We start from the raw sequence: 19,529 nt of genomic DNA, 5'->3' as shown, positions 1-19,529 counted from the left end.
AATTCGGGGAAGAGAAGACCATGGCACCCACGGGGAAGCTCAAGCTCATCGATCGCGTCACCGCGATCAACTGGAACCGGCTGCAGGACGAGAAGGACCTCGAGGTCTGGGACCGCCTGGTCGGCAACTTCTGGCTGCCGGAGAAGGTGCCGGTGTCCAACGACATCCAGTCGTGGCACACGCTCAGCGACGCCGAGCGGCTCATGACGACCCGCGTGTTCACCGGCCTGACCCTGCTGGACACCATCCAGGGCACTGTCGGCGCCGTGTCGCTCATCCCCGACGCGCTGACTCCGCACGAGGAGGCGGTGTACACGAACATCGCGTTCATGGAGTCGGTGCACGCCAAGAGCTACTCGTCGATCTTCTCGACGCTGATCTCGACGCGGGAGATCGACGACGCCTTCGCCTGGTCGGAGGAGAATGCGAACCTGCAGCGCAAGGCCGAGATCGTGCTCGACTACTACCGGGGCGACGACCCGCTGAAGCGCAAGGTCGCCTCGACGATGCTCGAGTCGTTCCTGTTCTACTCGGGCTTCTACGCGCCGATGTACTGGTCCAGCCGTGCCAAGCTCACGAACACGGCCGACCTCATCCGCCTCATCATCCGCGACGAGGCCGTGCACGGGTACTACATCGGCTACAAGTACCAGAAGGGGCTGGCGCAGGTCAGCCAGACCGAGCAGGACGAGCTCAAGGCCTACACGTTCGAGCTGCTCTTCGAGCTGTACGAGAACGAGGTGGAGTACACCGACGCCCTGTACGGCGACCTCGGGCTCACCGAGGACGTCAAGGCGTTCCTGCGGTACAACGCCAACAAGGCCCTGATGAACCTGGGCTACGAGGCGCTGTTCCCCAAGGAGGACACCGCGGTGAACCCCGCCATCCTCGCCGCGCTCTCCCCGAACGCCGACGAGAACCACGACTTCTTCTCCGGGTCGGGCTCGTCGTACGTCATCGGCAAGGCCGTGGCCACCCAGGACGACGACTGGGACTTCTGACCCACGCCGAGGTAGTTCGATCCCCGCCGAGGTAGTTCGAAGGGCGGCCCGCAGGTTCTGCGGGCCGCCCTTCGAACTACCTCGGCGGGGATCGAACTACCTCGGCACTAGACGTCGGCGGAGTGGGCGCCCGTCACGGGCGGCTCCGCGGACCAGGGGAACGTGATCCACAGGTCGGTGTCGCGCCACGAGTAGTCCGGCCGGATGATCGTGCGCGGCTTGGTGTAGAGCACCGCGGACCGGGCGTCGGCGCCCAGCTTCCCGAGCATGTCCATGACCAGGGCGAGGGTGCGGCCGGAGTCCGCGACGTCGTCCACCACGAGCACCTTGGAGCCCGGTAGCTCGGACGTGTCCATGAGCGGCGGCAGCACGCGCGGGTCGTCGAGGGTCTTGCCGATGTCCGTGTAGAACTCGACGTTCAGCGTGCCGACCCCCTTGGTGCCCAGCGCGTACGCCATGGCACCGCCGGGGACCAGGCCGCCGCGGGCGACGGCGACGACGACGTCCGGCAGGAAGCCGCTCGCGACGACGCGCTCGGCCAGCTCGCGGATCGCGTCGGGCAGCAGGGTCCAGGTGAGCACCTCGCGCTCGGGTGCCTGCTCGGTGGGCTGTGCGCTCATGGGACCCGACCCTACGCGCGACGGCGGTCCCCCGTGACCGGGGGCCCGCCGTCGTGACCACGCTGACCTGCGCGGCCACCGGGTGACGTGCGGGACGTCACGCCGGCGGCCGGGCGGCCGTCACTCCGCGGCGAGGATGTCGACCACGAAGACCAGCGTCTGGCCGGCGAGCTCGTTGTCGTCGCTCTTCTCCGCGCCGTACGCCTGGTCGGCCGGGATCACCAGCAGCACCTGGCTGCCGACGGTCTGGCCGGCGAGACCCTTGGTCCACCCCGGGATGACCTGCTGGAGCGAGAACGACGACGGGGCGCCGCGGTCCCAGGAGGAGTCGAACTGCTTGCCGTCGAGCGTCCAGCCGGTGTACTGCGCGGTGACGGTCTGGTCCTCCTTGACCTTGGCGCCGTCGCCCTTGATGAGCGGCTGCACCACGAGGTCCTCGGGCTCCTTGTAGCCGTCCGGGATCTTCACGGACGGCTTGCCGGAGTCGTCGAGCGTGACGGTCGGCAGCCCCTTCTCGGGCTCGACGGCCTCGCCGTCGGCGCGGGTCGGGATCTTCTTCGCGCCGGTGACCTCGATGAGGTTGACGGCGGTCACGGCGTTGCCCTGCTGGTCCTGCGAGGGGAACGCGACGAGGACGCGGGAGCCCACCTTCTGCCCGGTGAGGGGCTCGGTGAGGACGCCGTAGCTCGCGTCGCCGAGGACGAAGCTCTGCGGCTTCTTCTGCTGCCAGGTGGAGCCCTGGCTCGAGCCGTCGCTGCCGAGGTAGCCGACGAAGTCGACCGTGACCTGCATGCCCTCGGCGAGCTCGGCGCCGTCGCCCTCGTCGATGACGCGCGACGTCGCGGTGGACACCTCGAGCGGGGCCTTGAAGCTCAGCTTCGGCTCCTTGCCGGCCTCGCCCTCGACCTTGACGGACTCGAGCGCAGCGACGTCCTCCTTGGTGGGTTCGGGCGCCTCCGTGGCCGGGGACGACGAGGCCGAGGCCGACGGCGTGGCGCCGTCGCCCGAGTCGTCGGCGCAGGCGGTGAGGGTCAGGGCCGCGGCCAGCGCCAGCGCGGTGGCGGCGGCGGACGTGCGGAGCTTCACGGGGGAGTCCTTCGGTCGGCGGGGACGAACCGGGCCACTGTAACGGCATCGCCTGACCGCGCCGTCCAGGGGCGCCGAGCCCGGTGCCGCACCCGCGCGAGCACGAGACAATGGGTCCCATGCCCTCGCGTCGCCCCTCCCGCAAGCGTCCCTGGGGCGCCGAGCCGCCGCCCCTCGACCTCGACCGTGCCCTGGGCGGCGTGCGGCGCGAGAGCGCCGAGGACGGCGAGTGGACGGTGCGTCGCCTGCGCGGCGGCGACAAGGGGTACCGCTGCCCCACCTGCCGGCAGGAGATCCCGCCGGGCACGCCGCACGTGGTCGCGTGGCCGCGGGACGTCGTCGGGGGAGAGGCCGCCGGGGTGGAGCAGCGCCGGCACTGGCACTCCTCCTGCTGGGAGCGCCGCGCCCGGCTGCGCTGAACCGCCTCCCGGACCGGCCAGCGGCGCCCGGCCGAACTACGCTGAGCAGTGATGAACGACATCTCCGCCGACTCCGCCGACCGGGCCACCGGCCACCAGATCCGCTCGCTCACGATGCTCCCCGCACGGCGCGAGGACGTCGAGCTGCACACCGCGGACGGGCTCACGCTCGTCGGCGAGCTGGCGCTGCCGGCGGACCGCGACCCGGTCGCGACGCTCCTGACCTTCCATCCCCTGCCCACGCACGGCGGCTACATGGACTCGCACGTCTACCGCAAGGCGGCCTGGCGCCTCCCCGCGCTCGCCGACCTCGCGGTGCTGCGGTTCAACACCCGGGGGACGTCGTCGCCCCGGGGCACTTCCGAGGGCGCCTTCGACGGCGGGGACGCCGAGCGGTACGACGTCGCGGCCGCGATCGAGCTCGCGGAGTTCCGCGAGCTGCCCCGGCCGTGGCTCGTCGGCTGGTCGTTCGGCACCGAGCTGGTGCTCAAGCACGGCGCCGACCCGAGCGTGGAGGGCGCGATCCTGCTCTCGCCCCCGCTGCACCGCGCCACCGACGAGGATCTGGACCGCTGGGCGGCCTTCGGGCGCCCGCTGGTCGTCCTCGTCCCGGAGCACGACGACTACCTGCGCCCCGACGAGGCGCGGCGCCGGTTCGCGCGCGTCCCGCAGGCGGAGGTCATCGGCGTCGACGGCGCGAAGCACCTGTGGGTCGGGGAGCCGGCGGTGCGCCGGGTGCTCGACGAGATCGTCGGGCACGTGCTGCCCGGGCACGACCCGCTGCCGACGCGGTACGACGGTGCCGTGCAGCAGGCCGAGTCGGTACCGAGATGACCTGGCAATGAGACGGCGATGACGAGGAGTCGACGATGACCACCACCTCCGCTCTCCTGGCGACCTTCCCGCTCCACGACGGGGCGGGCACGCCGCTGTTGCTGCTGCACGCCTTCCCGCTGGACCACCGCATGTGGTCGGCCGCCGCCGAGGCCCTCCCCGAGGGGGTGCGCGCCATCGGCGTGGACCTGCCGGGCCAGGGGCATTCCGACCTCGGGGGCGTCCCGCCCCGGATCGAGGACGTGGCCGACGCCGTCTACCGCACCATGCGGGAGCAGGGCGAGGGCAACGCGGTGGTGGTGGGCCTGTCGATGGGCGGCTACGTGGCGCTCGCCCTGGCCGAGCGGCATCCGGGGTTCGTCGTCGGGCTCGGCCTCGTCGACACCAAGTCGACCGCCGACCTCGACGCCGCGCGGGCCAACCGGCTCCGGATCGCCGACGCGGTGGTCGAGGGCCAGACGCTCGACCCGGTGCTCAGCATGCCCGGCGCGCTGCTCGGCGCGACGAGCGCCGAGAGGCGTCGTCACCTCTTCCCGCTCCTCGAGTCGTGGATCCGCGCGCAGTCGCCGGCCGGCGTCGCGTGGGCGCAGCGCACCATGGCGGCGCGGACCGACCGCACGGACGTCCTGCGTCGCTTCGACGGCCCCGTCGCGGTGGTCGTCGGCGCCGAGGACCAGCTGACCCCGCTCGTCGAGGCGGAGCACATGGTGCACGCGGCGGTCGACGCCGCGCTCACCGTCGTGCCCGCCGTCGGGCACATGAGCGCCGTCGAGGACCCGGCCACGGTCGCGGCCGCGCTCGGGCTGCTGCACCGGCGGGTGGCCGAGCGCACCCACCCGCCCCGGTGGCCCTGGCAGAACCGGCCCGCGCCGAGAGGCTGACCCGGGCGCGGGCGGGACGCGCAGACACGGACGCCGCGGGCCGGCCACCCGGTGGGGTGGCCGGCCCGCGGCGCGTCAGGTCCGGTGCGGCCGTCAGGCCTTGGACGTCGCCGGGGCGTCCTGCTCGGCCTCCGCCTCGGCCTCGGCGGGCTCGGCGTCCGCGGCCACGTCCTCCGCGGGCTCGGCGTCCGTCACCTCGGCGGCGGGCTCGACGGCAGGCTCGGCGGCGGGCTCGACATCGTCGACCGGCTCGTCGACCGGCTCTGCCGTCGGCTCGTCCGCCTGCTCCTCGACGGGCTCGACGTGCTCGGGGGCCTGGACGAAGGCGACAGGCTCGGCCTGCTCGACCGCGGACGGCCGGCCCGCGGCGGGGGCGGACTTCTCCGCCCCGAGCAGCCCGCGCAGCTCCTCGAGGTAGGAGTTGATCGAGTCGTGCCGGCGCGTGAGGTCCTCGAGCTGCCGGGTCGCCGTCGTGCGGTGGTGCTCCGCCTCGGTGCGGGCGTCGTTCACCATCTGCTCGGTGAACTCGCGTGCCTCGGCGACGACCGCGTCGGCGGTGCGGCGCGCGTCCGCGACGAGCGCCTTGACGTACGCGTCCGACTCGGCGCGGACCTTCTCGGCCTGCTGCAGGGCCAGCGCCACGCGCTGCTCCGCCTCGGCCGCGTGCTCCTCGGCCGCGCGGACGAGCAGGTCGGTCTCCTGGCGTGCGGTCTCGTGCCGGGCGGCCGCCTCGTGCTCGACCTGCTCGCGGCGCTGCGCGATCTCGAGCTCGGCGTCGGCCAGCGCGGCGCGGGCCTGCTCGCGCAGCTGCTCCAGCTCGGTGGTGACGGTGTCGGAGGCCTCGGCCGCGTGGTGCTTGGCCTCGGCGATGATGCGCGCCGCCTCGCGACGGGTGCGCTCGAGGAGGTCGGTCGACTCCCGGTCGGCCTCCTCGCGCAGGGCGGCGGCCTCGGCGGCGGCCTGCGCCCGCTGCTGCGCGGTGTCCCGCTCGGCGGAGACGCGCAGCTCGGTGGTCTCGCGCTCGGCGGTGGACCGCTGGACGCCGATCTCGCGCTCGAGCGTGGCGCGCCGCTCGCTCTCCTCGGCGGAGAGCGTGGACGTGATGAGGGCGGCCTCGCGCTCGGCGGAGCCGACCAGCTCCTCGGCGCGGCGCTGGGCGGCCAGCAGCGTGCCCTCCGCCTCGGCGGCCGTCGTCGACCGGATCTCGTCGGCCTCGCGCCGGGCGCTGCCCAGCAGCTCGGAGGCCTCGGACTCCGCGCGGGCGCGCACCTGGCCGGCCGAGAGCTTCGCCCGCGCCATGATGTCCGCGGCCTGCTGGTTGGCCTGCGTGAGCACCTCGGTGGACTGCTCCTCGGCGGAGCGCAGGAGGCGCTCGACGCGGGAGCCGAGCCCGGCGTACGACGGCTTCTCGTTCTCGCGGAGCTGGCGCTGCACCAGCGCGAGCTCCGAGGAGATCTGCATGGCGCGCGAGTCGGTGCTCTCGACGTTCCGGCGGGCCTCCTCCAGCGCCTGCTCGAGTCGGGCGATGTGGCCGTCCACCTGGGTGCGGTCGTAACCGCGCATGGTGATCGGGAAGAGCGTGCGCTCGTCGGACACGTGCAGACCTCCGTCGTACGTGGGTGGGTGTCCCAGCCTCGCCAGGATAGTGGTGCGGCTGTGGCGCCGGTACTCGGGACATACTTGCCCTCAAGGACGAATCAGGCATCTTCCCACACCTCGGGGAAACGGCGCGACGCGCGGGTTCCGGCGCCGTCCCGGCGGTCGTGACGGCTGCCGGGAGCCGGGGCGCGGCGGTGGTACGCGAGTCGTGAAGGGTTCGTGAACCGCCGCCCGCCAGGGCCTCCACGTAGACGGGTCGCGCCGCGTCGTCCCTATGCTGGACTGTCCACGTCGAAGGGAAAGCTCGGTGCTGCAACGCATTCTGGGTGGCGTCCTGGTCCTGCTCGGACTGGCCGCCGCCGCGCTCGGTGTCGCCTCCGCCACGGTCTGGCGCGACACCGACACGGTGGTCGCCACGGCCACGCCGGTCGGTGACGGCACGTTCGTCGTGACCGACCCCGGGGTCCTCGGGCTGGTCGGTGGCGACGTCACCGTCAGCGCGTCGGTCCCCGAGGGGCAGAAGGTCACCCTGGCCGTCGGCCGGGACGTCGACGTGGCGGGATGGGTCGGCAACGACCCGTACTCCCGGGTCACCGGCCTCAGCGACTGGGACAACCTCTCGGTCGCGGCGGGCAAGCCCGCGGCCGAGGACGCGAAGACGAACGAGGTCCCGGACCCGGGTCCCGACCCCGCCGGTTCGGACATGTGGGTCGCCGAGGTCTCCGACGAGAACAGCGCCACGCTGCGCTGGAGCGACCGTCCGGGCCGCTGGACCCTGCTGGCCGCGGGCGTGGGCGAGGGCGCGGCGGCGCCGACCCTCGAGCTCACGTGGCCGCGCACCGTCACGACGCCCTACCTGTGGCCGGGCGTCGGCGTCGGCGCGGCGCTGGTCGTGGTGGGCGCCGTGCTCCTCGTGCTCGGCAACCGCCGGGTCCGCGCGGAGCGCGCCGACCGCGCCGACGGCGAGGACGGCCCGTCGCACGACGAGCCCACCGACCTCCCCGGCGACGGCCCGTCGACGGGCGTCGCGGCGCCGTTCGCCCCGGTGCGCGGCGACGACCGTGACGCCGCCGCCCCGGGCGTGACCCCGGCCGAGGGGCCCGCCGCGCCGGAGCCGGGCGAGACCGAGGACGACGGCACGGTGCGCGACTCCGTCGGCACGGCCGAGGTGCCGCTCACCGGCCGCCTGATGCGCCGGTCCCGCCGGCGCCGGAGCGAGGAGGACGCCGAGGCCGGCGCCCCCGCGTCCGCCGAGTCGCCCGCGCCCCAGCCCGCGCCCTTCGGCGCGGTGCCCGCCGAGCCGGCGTCGCACGAGCCGGTGCCCACCGAGCCGGCGCCGCACGAGCCCGTGCCCGCCGAGCCCACCACGGCGACCGGCGCCCTGCGCATGACACGGCGCGAGCTGCGCGCGCAGGAGGAGGCCCGCCGGGCCTCCGAGCAGGGCGGCATGACCCGCATGATGCGGGCCATCACGGGCTCGATCCCGGCGGTGCGCCCGCAGGCCGCGCCGGACGGCGAGACCGCCGGCCGCGCCCGGCCGGACTCCGCCACGCCCGCCGGTCGCGCCGCCGCCTGGCGCGCGACGTGGGGCTTCGGCGACGCCACCCGCACCGGGCAGGCCGCCGACACGAACGACACCGACGGGGAGAACCGATGAACCGCCGAACCACCCGCCGCGGCCTCGCCGTCGCGAGCGTCGTCGTCTCGGCGACGCTGCTCGCCGGCTGCGCCGACGAGGTGCCCCAGCCCGTGGCCGGCGAGGCCTTCGACGGGCCCGTGCTGACCGAGGAGCAGGACACCCAGGTGTTCACCGCGGTCTCGGACACGGTCGCGAAGGCCGACAAGGCGCTGACGGGCAAGGACCTCAAGCCGCGCGTCACCGGGCCGGCCTACGAGGTGCGCGCGAGCCAGCTCGCCGTCGCCAAGGAGCGGGACAACGCGGAGCTCGTCACGGACATCCCGAGCGAGTCCCAGCAGATGATCATCCCCACCACCGAGGGGTGGCCGCGCACGAGCTTCTCGATCACCACCGCCACGGAGGACCTCGAGACGCCGCGCCTGGTCGCTTTCGAGCAGGCCTCCGCCCGCGCGGACTACAAGATGTGGTCGTGGGTGCAGCTCATCCCCGGCGTGGTGATGCCCGCGTTCGCCGACGCCGGCATCGGCTCCGAGGCCGTCGCGGCGGACGACGACACGCTGGTCGCGACGCCGACCGACGCGCTCGCGCAGTACGCCGACATCGTGACCCTCGGGGCGAAGAAGTCGTCGTTCGCGAAGAGCTTCGACCTGCCCGACGCGGACCTGGTCGCGGCCGCCGCGTCGGACGCGGCCGCGTGGCGCGGCATCGACAACTTCGAGGAGACCGGCGCGGAGTACACCCAGAAGTTCACGGCCCGCAAGGACGAGGTGCGCTCCGTGAGCACCGCGGACGGCGGGGCGCTGGTGATGGGCGTCCTCGACGGCAAGACGTCCGTGGAGGCGGAGGAGGACTCCAAGATCCCCGCCCTCTCGGAGACGCAGAAGGCGCTGCTGGGCGACGCCGACCCGACCAACAAGCTGGACACGGAGTACACCGACATGGTGGCGCTGTACGTGCCGCCGAAGGACTCGGACCAGAAGATCCGGCCGCTCGGCTACTCCCACGTGGCGACGGCGGCGTCGAACTGACGCCGCGCTCATAGGATGGCGTCCATGACCAACCCCACGCCCGACCCGAGCTTCAGCACGCGTGGCGCCGTCGACCTGTCGGCGCTGAACCGTCCCCAGTCCCCGCCGCCGGGCGAGCCCGGCGGCGCGCCCTCCGCCGGGGGGTACGTGCTGGACGTGACGGACGCGAACTTCCAGCAGGTCGTGCAGGACTCGACCACCTACCCGGTCGTCATGCTGCTGTGGATCCCGACGGACAAGGCGAACGCCGACCTCGGGGAGCTGCTCGGGCGGCTCGCCGAGGAGCACGCCGGGCGCTTCCTGCTCGGCCGCCTGGACGCGCAGGCGTACCCGCAGGTGGCGGCCGCGTTCCAGGTGCAGGGCGTGCCGACGGTCGTCGCCGTGCTGCAGGGGCAGCCGCTGCCGCTGTTCCAGGGCGCGGCGCCGGAGGAGCAGGTGCGCGACGTGCTCGACCAGGTGCTGGCCGCCGCCGAGCAGAACGGCGTCACCGGCCGCGCCCCGGCCCAGGGCGGCGAGGGCGAGGCCCAGCCCGAGGAGGCGGAGGCGGAGCCCGTCGAGGAGCCGCTGCCGCCGCTGCACCAGGAGGCGTACGACGCGATCGAGCGCGACGACCTGGACACCGCGGTCGCCGCCTACCAGAAGGCGATCAAGCAGGACCCGAAGGACGCCCTGGCCGTGGCCGGCCTGGCGCAGGTCCGCCTGCTGCAGCGCACCCGCGACGCCGACCTCCAGGCCGTGCGCACCGCCGCGGCCGACGCGCCGGCGGACGTCGACGCGCAGCTCGCCGTCGCGGACACGGACATGCTCGGCGGCAAGGTCGAGGACTCGTTCGCGCGCCTCCTCGAGCTGCTGCCCGGCTCCGACGCGGACACGAAGGAGAAGCTCCGCGTGCGCCTCGTCGAGTACTTCGAGATCGTCGGGCCCACCGACCCGCGGGTGGTCAAGGCTCGCCAGCGCCTGGCGATCAGCCTCTACTGACGCCGAGATAGAGAACCCGGACCCGCGAGATAGAGAGGCCGGGACGACGCCGCAGTCTGCTGCGGCGTCGTCCCGGCCGCTCTATCTCGCGGGTCCGGGTTCTCTATCTCGGCGTGGTTGGCACCAGGACCAGGGCGCCCAGCGGCGGGACGCGCACCGTGGTCGAGTGCCGCCGGCCCTTCCAGGGGACGTCCTGGGCCTCCACCCGGCCGAGGTTGCCGACCCCGGAGCCGCCGTAGTCCTGCGCGTCCGTGTTGAGCGCCTCGTCCCAGGTGCCGCCGTCGGGCAGGGCGAGGCGGTAGCTCTCGTGCGGCACGCCCGCAAAGTTCACCACGACGACCACCGGTGCGCCGGCGGCGTCGCGACGCACCCACGAGAGGGTGTCGTGGTCGGCGTCGTCGGCGTCGAGCCACTCGAACCCGGCGGCGTCGAAGTCCCGCTCCCACAGGGCGGGCGTGGCGCGGTAGAGGGCGTTGAGGTCGCGCACCAGGCGCTGCACGCCGGCGTGGCCGGGGTCCTGGAGGTGCCACCAGTCGAGGCCGGATCCCTCGTCCCACTCGGCGTCCTGCGCGAACTCCTGCCCCATGAAGAGCAGCTGCTTGCCCGGGTGCGTCCACTGGTAGGCGAGGAACGCGCGCACCCCGGCGAGCTGCTTCCAGCGGTCGCCGGGCATCCGGCGCAGCAGCGAGCCCTTGCCGTGCACCACCTCGTCGTGGCTGACCGGGAGCACGTACTGCTCGGAGAACGCGTAGACCAGCGAGAACGTCAGCTCGTGGTGGTGGTAGCGGCGGTACATCGGGTCGTGGGCCACGTACCGCAGGCCGTCGTTCATCCAGCCCATGTTCCACTTCAGGCCGAAGCCGAGTCCGCCCGCGTCGGTGGGCCGGGTGACGCCGGGGAAGGCCGTGGACTCCTCGGCGATCATCATGACGCCGGGGGTGCGGCGGTAGGCCGTGGCGTTCGCCTCCTGCAGGAACGCGATCGCCTCGAGGTTCTCGCGCCCGCCGCGCACGTTGGGCAGCCACTCGCCGGGCTTGCGGGAGTAGTCGAGGTAGAGCATCGACGCCACGGCGTCCACGCGCAGGCCGTCGGCGTGGAACTCCTCGAACCAGTAGGTCGCGTTGGCGACGAGGAAGTTGCGCACCTCGCGGCGGCCGAAGTCGAAGACGTACGTGCCCCAGTCGGGCTGCTCGCCCCGGCGCGGGTCGGGGTGCTCGTACAGGGGCGAGCCGTCGAACCGCGCGAGGGCGAACTCGTCGCGCGGGAAGTGGCCCGGCACCCAGTCGAGGATGACGCCGACGCCGGCCCCGTGCAGCCGGTCCACGAGGTGGCGGAAGTCGTCGGGGTGGCCGAACCGCGCCGTCGGCGCGTAGTAGCCGGTCACCTGGTAGCCCCAGGACCCGCCGAACGGGTGCTCCGCCACGGGCAGCAGCTCCACGTGGGTGAAGCCCTGCTCGACGACGTACGCGGTGAGCTCCTCGGCGAGCTCGCGGTAGCCGAGGCCAGGGCGCCAGGAGCCGAGGTGCACCTCGTAGACGCTCATGGGGCCGCCGTGCGGGTCGCTCGCGGCGCGCCGGGCCATCCACTCGGCGTCGTCCCAGGCGTAGGCGGAGTCGACGACGACCGACGCCGTCGCGGGCGGCACCTCCGTGCCCTTGGCGAGCGGGTCGGCCTTGGCCCGCCACACGCGGTCGGGGCCGAGCACCTCGTACTTGTACCGGGTGCCCGCGCCCACGCCGGGCACGAACAGCTCCCACACGCCGCTCGCGCCGAGGGAGCGCATGGGGTGCACGGTGGTCCACCGGTTGTGGTCGCCCACGAGCCGCACGCCGCGCGCGTTCGGGGCCCAGACGGCGAACGCCGTGCCCGTGATCTCCCCGAGCGCGCTCGGGAAGCGGCGGGGGTTCGCGCCGAGCGCGCGCCACAGCTCCTCGTGGCGGCCCTCGGCGATCAGGTGCAGGTCCACCTCGCCGAGCGTGGGCAGGAAGCGGTACGGGTCGTCGACCTCCTGCACGTCTTCGTCGTACCGGGTGCGCACGCGGTACTCGGGGGCGTGCCGCCCGGCGCCGTCGACGCGTGCGGGCACGACCGCCTCCCACACGCCCGCCGCCACGTGCCGCGCGGGCAGCTCGTCGGCGTCGGGGAGCACCACCGCGACCTCGTCGGCCAGCGGCCGCAGCACCCGCACGACGGCCCACGCGCCGGCGTCGTCGAGCAGGTGGGGCCCGAGCAGGGCGTGCGGGTCGTGCAGGGTGCCCTGCGCGACCGCGGTCAGCACCTCGGGGTCGACGGGAGGAGGTGCGGGGACGGCGGCTGGCCCGGTCATGGGGCCACTGTTCCACGAACGACCCGACGGCGACATGGCGGCGCACGCGGGGAGCGCATCCCGCGCGAAGTAGGCTCTCCACGACCTTCAGGAGGACCTCTCGTGCCCAGGATCACGATCTCCGACATCGCCCGCCGGGCCGGTGTCTCGACGGGTGCGGTGTCATACGCGCTGAACGACCGCCCGGGCGTCTCGGAGCAGACGCGCGCCCGCATCCTCGCCATCGCGGACGAGCTCGGCTGGCAGCCGAGCTCGGCGGCCCGGTCGCTGTCGGGGTCGCGCAGCGAGACGGTCGGCATGGTGCTGGCGCGCGACCCCGACACCCTCGGGGTCGAGTCGTTCTACATGCAGTTCCTCGCGGGCATCGAGCTCGAGCTGAGCAAGCGCTCCTACGCGCTGCTGCTCCAGGTGGTGCCGGACCTCGACGCCGAGCTGCGGACGCACCGCGCCTGGCGCGCCGCCCGGCGCGTGGACGGCGTGATCATCATCGACCCGCGCGTGGACGACCCGCGCCTGCCGGCGTTCCAGCTGCCCGACGCGCTGCCCGCCGTCGTCGTGGGGGACACGAGCCTCGCCGGCGGCCTGACGAACGTGTGGACCGACGACGCCGCGGCCGTGCGCGAGTCGGTGCGCTACCTGTACGCGATGGGGCACCGGCGCATCGCCCGCATCTCCGGGGTGGCGGACTTCGGGCACACCACGATCCGCGACCGCGCGTTCGACGAGGAGATCGCGGCGGTCGGGGCGGAGGGCCTCGTGGCCCGCACCGACTACTCCCCGGTGCAGGGCGCCGGGGTGACCCGGGCCGTCCTCACCCTCGCCGACCGCCCGTCGGCGATCATCTACGACAACGACGTGATGGCCGTGGCCGGGCTGGGCGTGGCCGCGGAGGTGGGCCTCCGGGTGCCCGAGGACGTCTCGATGGTGGCGTGGGACGACTCGCCCCTGTGCGAGGCCACGTTCCCGCGCCTCACCGCGCTGAGCCACGACGTGAAGAAGTACGGTGCGCACGTGGCGCGGCGGCTCTTCGACCGGATCGACGGGGCGGAGCCCGGCAGCTTCCTGGACTCGGTCCCCACGCTGCGGGCGCGCGGCACCACCGCGCGGCACGCGGGATGACCGGGGCTGGACTTCCGATCGCTTAACCGCTTCACTATTGCCGGGGTCGCACCGTCGCGACGGGGAAGCGTCACCCCCCAGGGAACGTCCGACCACCCACAGGAGCGACCGCATGAGCCCCACGCCGAGCCCGGCCCCCACCGCCACCCCGAGCCTCCCTGTGACCGGCACCCGGACCGGCACCGGCACCGAGCCCGCCGGCGCGTCGCGCCGCGAGCTGCACCAGGGCTGGTCGGTACGGCTCGCGGGAGGGCCCGCGCCCGCCGGGTTCGCCGCGAGCCTGCCTTCCGAGGGCGTCCCCGCCACGGTGCCGGGCAGCGTGCACACGGACCTGCTCGCCGCCGGGCTGATCCCCGACCCGTACCTCGACGACCACGAGGCCCTGCTGGCGTGGATCGGGCGGTGCGACTGGGAGTACCGCACCACGTTCGCGTGGGAGCCCGACGGCCACGACCGGCACGACCTCGTGCTCGACGGCCTCGACACCGTGGCCGACCTGCGGCTGAACGGCACGCCGGTGGGCGCGACGGCGAACATGCACCGCACCTACCGGTTCGACGTCGCCGCGGCGCTGGTGCCCGGCGACAACGAGCTCGTGGTCCGGTTCTCCTCGCCCGTGCGGTACGCCGACGCGCAGAGCCTCGCCCTCGGCTACCGGCCGCAGGTCAACCACCACCCGTTCAACGCCATCCGCAAGATGGCGTGCAGCTTCGGCTGGGACTGGGGCATCGACACCGCCACCTCGGGCATCTGGCGCCCGGTGCGGCTCGAGTCGTGGAGCGTCGCCCGCCTCGCGGCCGTGCGCCCCGTCGTCACCGTGCCGGCCGTGCCCGCGGTGCCGTCCGGCGCGCCGGCCGCGGACGGCCACGTCGACGTGCACGTGGACCTGGAGCGCGCCGGGTCCGACGGGCCGGTGACCGTCACCGCGACCGTCGCCGGCCACGGCGCGCGGGAGTCCGCGACCGTGACCGTGCCCGCGGGGGAGCGCTCCGCCGTCGTGCCCGTCGACGTGCGCGACGCCCGCCTGTGGTGGCCCCGCGGCCACGGGGAGCACCCGCTGTACGGCGTCGAGGTCACCGTGGCGCCCGAGGCCGGGGACGGCGCGGCCGACGCGTGGGCGGGCCGGGTCGGCTTCCGCTCGGTGCGCCTCGACCTCGTGCCCGACGAGCACGGGACGTCGTTCACGATCGTCGTCAACGACCGCCCCGTGTGGGTCCGGGGAGCCAACTGGATCCCGGACGACGCCTTCCCGCACCGGGTCACGCGGGAGCGGTACGCCGCCCGCCTGGACCAGGCCGAGCAGGCGCACATGAACCTGCTGCGCGTCTGGGGCGGCGGCCTCTACGAGGACGACGCGTTCTACGACCTGTGCGACGAGCGGGGCGTGCTCGTGTGGCAGGACTTCGCGTTCGCCTGCGCCGCGTACGCCGAGGAGGAGCCGCTGCGCGCCGAGGTGGAGGCCGAGGCGCGCGACAACGTGACCCGCCTGATGCCGCACCCGAGCCTCGTGCTGTGGAACGGGAGCAACGAGAACATCTGGGGCCACCAGACGTGGGGCTGGATCAAGCGGCTGGAGGGCAAGACCTGGGGCCTCGGGTACTACACCGAGCTGCTGCCGTCGGTCGTGGCGGAGCTGGACCCGGGCCGCCCGTACACGCCGTCGAGCCCGTGGTCGGGCAGCCTGGACGTGTTCCCGAACGACCCCGAGCACGGCTCGATGCACTCGTGGGAGCTGTGGAACCGCGAGGACTGGCCCCACTACCGCGACGTGGTGCCGCGCTTCATGGCGGAGTTCGGGTGGCAGGGCCCGCCCACCTGGTCCACGCTCACCCGGTCGGTCAGCGACGACCCGCTCACCCCCGAGTCGCCGGGCATGCGCGTGCACCAGAAGGCGATGAGCGGCAACGACAAGCTCACCGACGGCCTGGTGGCGCACGTGCCGCTGCCCGACGACATGGACGACTGGCACTGGGCGATGTCCTGGAACCAGGCCACCGCGGTGCGCGTCGCCCTCGAGCACCTGCGCTCCTGGAGCCCGCGCTGCATGGGTGCCGTGATGTGGCAGCTCAACGACTGCTGGCCGGTCACGTCGTGGGCCGCCGTGGACGGCGACGGCCACGCGAAGCCGCTGCTGCACGGGATCCGGCGCGCGTTCGCCGACCGGCTCGTGACCGTCCAGCCGCGCTCGGCCGACGGCGGCGAGCCGGCCGGCGACGGCACCGACGGGCTGGCCGTCGTCCTCGTCAACGACACCGACGAGCCGTGGGCGGGCGACCTGGAGCTGCGCCGCCTCGGGTTCGACGGCGCGGCGGCCGCGGCCACGACCGTCCCGGTGGACGTCGCGCCCCGCGGCACGCTGACCGTGCCGGTCCCCGCCGACGTGGCGGTCCCCGCCGCCGTCGACCGCGAGCTGGTCGCCGCCGCCGTCGGGGGGCAGCGCGCCACCTGGTTCTTCGCCGAGCCCCGGGACTCGGCGCTCGAGGCGCCCGCGCTGGACACCGACGTGGCGGCCACGGCGACCGGGGCGCGGGTGCGCGTCACGGCGTCGACCCTCGTGCGGGACCTCACCCTGCTGGCCGACAAGGTCCACCCCGACGCCGTGGTCGACACCATGCTGGTCGACCTGCTGCCCGGCGAGAGCGTGGAGCTCGAGGTCACGCTGCCCGACGGCGCGGTCGTGGACCTCGCGGGGCTCGCCGCCCCGGGGGTGCTGCGCTCGCTCAACGAGCTCGCGGCGGCCGGGCGGCGGTGAGGCGTCAGGGGGCGCGGCGAGCCCGGTCGAGCACCCGGTCCACGGCGGTCAGCGGGATGTGCGCCCACGCCGGCCGCTGCCGGGTCTCGTAGACGACCTCGTAGAGCGCCTTGTCGAGCACGAGCGCGGCGAGCACCGCGTCGGCGGTGGGCGGGTCGAGCTCGGGGGTGCGGCGGGTGCCGAGGCTCTGCAGCGCCGCCGACGGGGCGGCCGACTGCCGGTAGCGCGCGAGGAACGCGTGCACGGCCTCGGCCTCCCACGCCGGGTCGTGCGCGCCGCCCACCGCCGCCGCGTACGCGAACGAACGGACCATGCCCGCGACGTCGCGCAGCGGGAGGTCCGGGGCGGCGCGCTCCTCGGCCGGCCGCTGCGGCTCGCCCTCGAAGTCGAGCAGCTTCCAGCCGGTCGCGCCGTGCAGGGCCTGGCCCAGGTGCAGGTCCCCGTGCACGGTCTGGAGCCGCAGCCGGGGCAGCCAGCCCTCCATGTCGCCCAGGAGCGCGTCGATCTCCGCCGCGCGCCGTGCCAGGACGGGCGCCTCGGCGACGGCGAGCGCCGCGCGGTCCCGCAGGCCGGCGACGAACCGGGACGGGTCGAGCAGCGGGCCGGGCGGCATCGCCTGCCGGAGCACGGTGTGCAGCTCCGCCACGACGCGCCCCAGGTCCGCCGCGAGGTGGCCGAACGACTCGCCGCGGCGGGCGTGGTCGCAGGCCAGCTCGAAGCCGTCGCGGGCGTGCGGCACCAGCTCGCTGAGCACGGCGAGGGCCGTCGACCGGGCCTGCCGGGACCCGGTCGTCGTGGTCTCGTCAGGCTCGACCGGCGGGACAGGGACCTGCAGGGCGCCGAGGAACCGCGGCACGCCGTCCCAGCCCGCGCGGGTGAGGGCGCGCGGCACCACGACGTCGGGGTGCGGTCCGGGCGTCACCGTGCGCAGGATCTTGAGCATCCCGCCCGCGCCGTCGGGCGACGGCACACCCGGCAGCACGACGCTCGTGTTCGACTGCTCGCCCGCGACCACGTGGCCGCCGGCCGTCAGCGCGTCGTCCGGCACGCCGTCGCCCACGCCCATGGCGCGCAGCGCCGCGAGCCAGCCGGCGGGGTGGGCGCCGCCGTCGTGCACCGCGACGACGCCCGCCGCGGTCCGCACCTCCGCGACGAACCCCGGGCCGTGCTCGGCCGGGTCGGTGAGCACCAGCGGCACCTGCGCCACCACCTCGCCGCCGGGCACGCCGGCGCCGCGCACGCGGACGAGGAGGACGACGACGCCCGCGCCGTCGCCGCCGGGCGGCCCCGCGTCGTCGTCGTCGAACGTCACCGCCAGCCACGGCTCGACCCGCGCGTCCGCGCCGCTCGCGCCGCCCGCGGGGAACCACCGCCGGCCGGGCAGCCAGGCCGCGAGGAGGTCTCCGACGCTGGGGTCGGGGACGTCCGCGGCCGGCCGCACGACGGTCACGCCGGCTCGCCCCCCGAGGCACCGCCGGGCGACGGCGGGGTGAGGACCAGCCAGTAGAAGTCGCGCGACCCCCACGTCATGGTGACGCCGCCGTCCGGGCTCACGTCGGGGAAGCCGGCGCCGCCGAAGACGTCGGTCAGCGACCATCCGGCGTGCCGCGGCAGCCGCACCCGGGCCGAGCGCGCCGTGGCCGACAGGTTCGCCGCCACGAGCAGCGTCTCGCCCGGCGTCGTCCGCAGGAACGCGATCACCGCCTCGTCGTCCGTGTCGAGCGGGGCGAAGCCCCCGGTGCCGAACGCCGGGTGGAGCCGGCGCACCGCGAGCATGCCGTGCACCCAGTGGAGCAGCGACGACGGCTGCGCGAGCTGCGCCTCGACGTTGGTGTGCTGGTAGTGGTGCACCAGCGACTGCACCAGCGGCAGATACAGCTGGCCGGGGTCGGCGGTGGAGAACCCCGCGTTGCGGTCCGGCGTCCACTGCATGGGGGTGCGCACCGCGTCCCGGTCGGGCAGCCAGATGTTGTCGCCCATGCCGATCTCGTCGCCGTAGTACAGGCACGGGCTGCCGGGCAGGCTCAGCAGCAGCGCGTGCGCCAGCTCGATCTCCTTGCGCGAGTTGTCGAGCAGCGGCGACAGCCGGCGGCGGATACCGATGTTGGCCCGCATCCGCGGGTCGGGCGCGAACCACCCGTACATCGCCGCGCGCTCCTCGGTGGAGACCATCTCGAGCGTGAGCTCGTCGTGGTTGCGCAGGAACGTGGACCACTGGCCGCCCGGCGCCGGGATGCCCGGGGTGTCGGCCAGGATGTCCAGCAGGGGCCGGGCGCGCTGGTCGCGCATCGCGTAGTAGACGCGCGGCATCACGGGGAAGTGGAAGCACATGTGGCACTCGGGCTCGTCCGCGGTGCCGAAGTAGTCCACCACCTCCTGCGGCCACTGGTTCGCCTCGGCCAGCATGATGCGGCCCGGGTACTCGTCGTCGATCATGCGGCGCACCCGGCGCAGGAAGGCGTGCGTCTCCGGCAGGTTCTCGCAGTTGGTGCCCTCGGCCTCGAACAGGTACGGCACCGCGTCCAGGCGGAAGCCGTCCACCCCGATCCCCAGCCAGAACCGCGCCACGTCGAGCATCGCGTCCACCACGCGCGGGTTCTCGAAGTTGAGGTCCGGCTGGTGCTGGAAGAACCGGTGCCAGAAGAACTGCCGCCGCACCGGGTCGAAGGTCCAGTTGGACGTCTCCGTGTCCACGAAGATGATGCGGGCGTCCGGATAGCGCGTGTCGTCGTCCGACCACACGTAGAAGTCGCCGTACGGGCCCTCCGGGTCGGCGCGCGACGACTGGAACCACGGGTGCTGGTCGCTGGTGTGGTTCATCACCAGGTCCACCACCACGCGGATGCCGCGCGCGTGCGCCGCCTCGATGAGGTCCGTGAAGTCGCCGACGGTGCCGTACTGGCTCGCGATCGACGTGTAGTCCGCGATGTCGTACCCGCCGTCGCGCAGCGGCGACGGGTAGAACGGCGGCAGCCACAGGCAGTCCACGCCCAGCCACTGGAGGTAGTCGAGCCGCTCCGTCACGCCGCGCAGGTCGCCCGTGCCCCCGCCGCCCGTGTCCGAGAAGGCCCGCACGATGACCTCGTAGAACACCGCCGTGCGGTACCACTCCGGGTCGTCGGACAGCCCCGGCTTGTCCAGCGGCGGGGGAGCGGGCTGCGGCCGCGTGGGCAGCGCCTGCACCGGCACCTGCCGCGTGATCGGGCGGGGCACCTCGGGGGTCATCCGGGCACGCTCCGCGGCGCGG

Annotated in this window: 15 protein-coding genes; 9 read left to right on the top strand and 6 right to left on the bottom strand. The window is 74.3% G+C overall.

What is annotated here, in order from left to right:
• Positions 1-20: 20 nt before the first annotated feature.
• A complete protein-coding gene (gene nrdF, locus ACQFYA_RS15105; RefSeq protein ID WP_499125539.1) occupies positions 21-1,001 on the top strand; it encodes a class 1b ribonucleoside-diphosphate reductase subunit beta in 981 nt (326 codons plus the stop codon).
• Positions 1,002-1,108: 107 nt separating this feature from the next.
• On the opposite strand, the gene ACQFYA_RS15100 is transcribed toward nrdF, so the two are convergent.
• Together ACQFYA_RS15100 and ACQFYA_RS15095 are read right to left on the bottom strand one after the other, a co-directional pair.
• On the bottom strand, positions 1,109-1,621 hold the full coding sequence (locus ACQFYA_RS15100; protein ID WP_499125537.1) for a phosphoribosyltransferase: 513 nt from the start codon (positions 1,619-1,621) through the stop codon (positions 1,109-1,111).
• A 120-nt stretch (positions 1,622-1,741) separates the two neighbouring features.
• The gene (locus ACQFYA_RS15095) at positions 1,742-2,707 is read right to left on the bottom strand and encodes an FKBP-type peptidyl-prolyl cis-trans isomerase (RefSeq protein ID WP_499125536.1); all 966 of its coding nucleotides are present in this window, start codon (positions 2,705-2,707) and stop codon (positions 1,742-1,744) included.
• A gap of 119 nt (positions 2,708-2,826) precedes the next feature.
• Between ACQFYA_RS15095 and ACQFYA_RS15090 the strand changes: the two genes are divergently transcribed.
• The 3 genes from ACQFYA_RS15090 to ACQFYA_RS15080 are packed head-to-tail and all read left to right on the top strand — an operon-like array spanning position 2,827 to position 4,841.
• Positions 2,827-3,126, top strand: a complete 300-nt coding sequence (locus ACQFYA_RS15090; protein WP_499125534.1) for an Rv1322 family protein — start codon at positions 2,827-2,829, stop codon at positions 3,124-3,126.
• A 51-nt stretch (positions 3,127-3,177) separates the two neighbouring features.
• Positions 3,178-3,960, top strand: coding sequence for an alpha/beta hydrolase (locus ACQFYA_RS15085; RefSeq protein ID WP_499125533.1), 783 nt, complete (start codon positions 3,178-3,180; stop codon positions 3,958-3,960).
• Between the two features lie 35 nt (positions 3,961-3,995).
• Positions 3,996-4,841 carry an alpha/beta fold hydrolase gene (locus ACQFYA_RS15080; protein ID WP_499125531.1) on the top strand — a complete coding sequence of 282 codons (846 nt, stop codon included), beginning with the start codon at positions 3,996-3,998 and terminating at the stop codon, positions 4,839-4,841.
• 93 nt (positions 4,842-4,934) lie between these two features.
• Here the strand turns inward: ACQFYA_RS15080 and ACQFYA_RS15075 are convergent, their stop codons facing one another.
• A complete protein-coding gene (locus ACQFYA_RS15075; protein WP_499125529.1) occupies positions 4,935-6,437 on the bottom strand; it encodes a hypothetical protein in 1,503 nt (500 codons plus the stop codon).
• Positions 6,438-6,747: 310 nt separating this feature from the next.
• Between ACQFYA_RS15075 and ACQFYA_RS15070 the strand changes: the two genes are divergently transcribed.
• The 3 genes from ACQFYA_RS15070 to ACQFYA_RS15060 are packed head-to-tail and all read left to right on the top strand — an operon-like array spanning position 6,748 to position 10,085.
• Entirely contained in the window at positions 6,748-8,097 is a 1,350-nt protein-coding gene (locus tag ACQFYA_RS15070; protein WP_499125528.1) for a hypothetical protein, read from the top strand.
• Positions 8,094-9,107 (top strand): DUF8094 domain-containing protein, encoded by a 1,014-nt coding sequence (locus tag ACQFYA_RS15065; protein WP_499125526.1) that lies wholly within the window; start codon positions 8,094-8,096, stop codon positions 9,105-9,107. Before ACQFYA_RS15070 ends, ACQFYA_RS15065 begins: the two co-directional genes overlap by 4 nt.
• A 24-nt stretch (positions 9,108-9,131) precedes the next feature.
• Entirely contained in the window at positions 9,132-10,085 is a 954-nt protein-coding gene (locus ACQFYA_RS15060; RefSeq protein ID WP_499125525.1) for a tetratricopeptide repeat protein, read from the top strand.
• A gap of 103 nt (positions 10,086-10,188) precedes the next feature.
• Here the strand turns inward: ACQFYA_RS15060 and glgB are convergent, their stop codons facing one another.
• Entirely contained in the window at positions 10,189-12,411 is a 2,223-nt protein-coding gene (gene glgB, locus ACQFYA_RS15055) for a 1,4-alpha-glucan branching protein GlgB (RefSeq protein WP_499125523.1), read from the bottom strand.
• A gap of 102 nt (positions 12,412-12,513) precedes the next feature.
• On the opposite strand from glgB, the gene ACQFYA_RS15050 reads away from it, so the two are divergent.
• Positions 12,514-13,530 carry a LacI family DNA-binding transcriptional regulator gene (locus ACQFYA_RS15050; protein WP_499125522.1) on the top strand — a complete coding sequence of 339 codons (1,017 nt, stop codon included), beginning with the start codon at positions 12,514-12,516 and terminating at the stop codon, positions 13,528-13,530.
• Between the two features lie 112 nt (positions 13,531-13,642).
• Positions 13,643-16,282 (top strand): glycoside hydrolase family 2 protein, encoded by a 2,640-nt coding sequence (locus tag ACQFYA_RS15045; RefSeq protein WP_499125520.1) that lies wholly within the window; start codon positions 13,643-13,645, stop codon positions 16,280-16,282.
• A 4-nt stretch (positions 16,283-16,286) separates the two neighbouring features.
• Here ACQFYA_RS15045 and ACQFYA_RS15040 read toward each other — a convergent pair whose 3' ends face one another.
• Entirely contained in the window at positions 16,287-17,732 is a 1,446-nt protein-coding gene (locus ACQFYA_RS15040; protein WP_499125518.1) for a maltokinase N-terminal cap-like domain-containing protein, read from the bottom strand.
• A complete protein-coding gene (gene treS / locus ACQFYA_RS15035; protein ID WP_499125516.1) occupies positions 17,729-19,507 on the bottom strand; it encodes a maltose alpha-D-glucosyltransferase in 1,779 nt (592 codons plus the stop codon). Before treS ends, ACQFYA_RS15040 begins: the two co-directional genes overlap by 4 nt.
• Positions 19,508-19,529 lie beyond the last annotated feature (22 nt).

The sequence above is a fragment of the Promicromonospora sp. Marseille-Q5078 genome (assembly GCF_050315395.1).
Classification (GTDB): domain Bacteria; phylum Actinomycetota; class Actinomycetes; order Actinomycetales; family Cellulomonadaceae; genus Isoptericola.
Note: the sequence above shows the minus strand (reverse complement) of the source record. Positions and strands in the feature narration are given on the sequence as shown.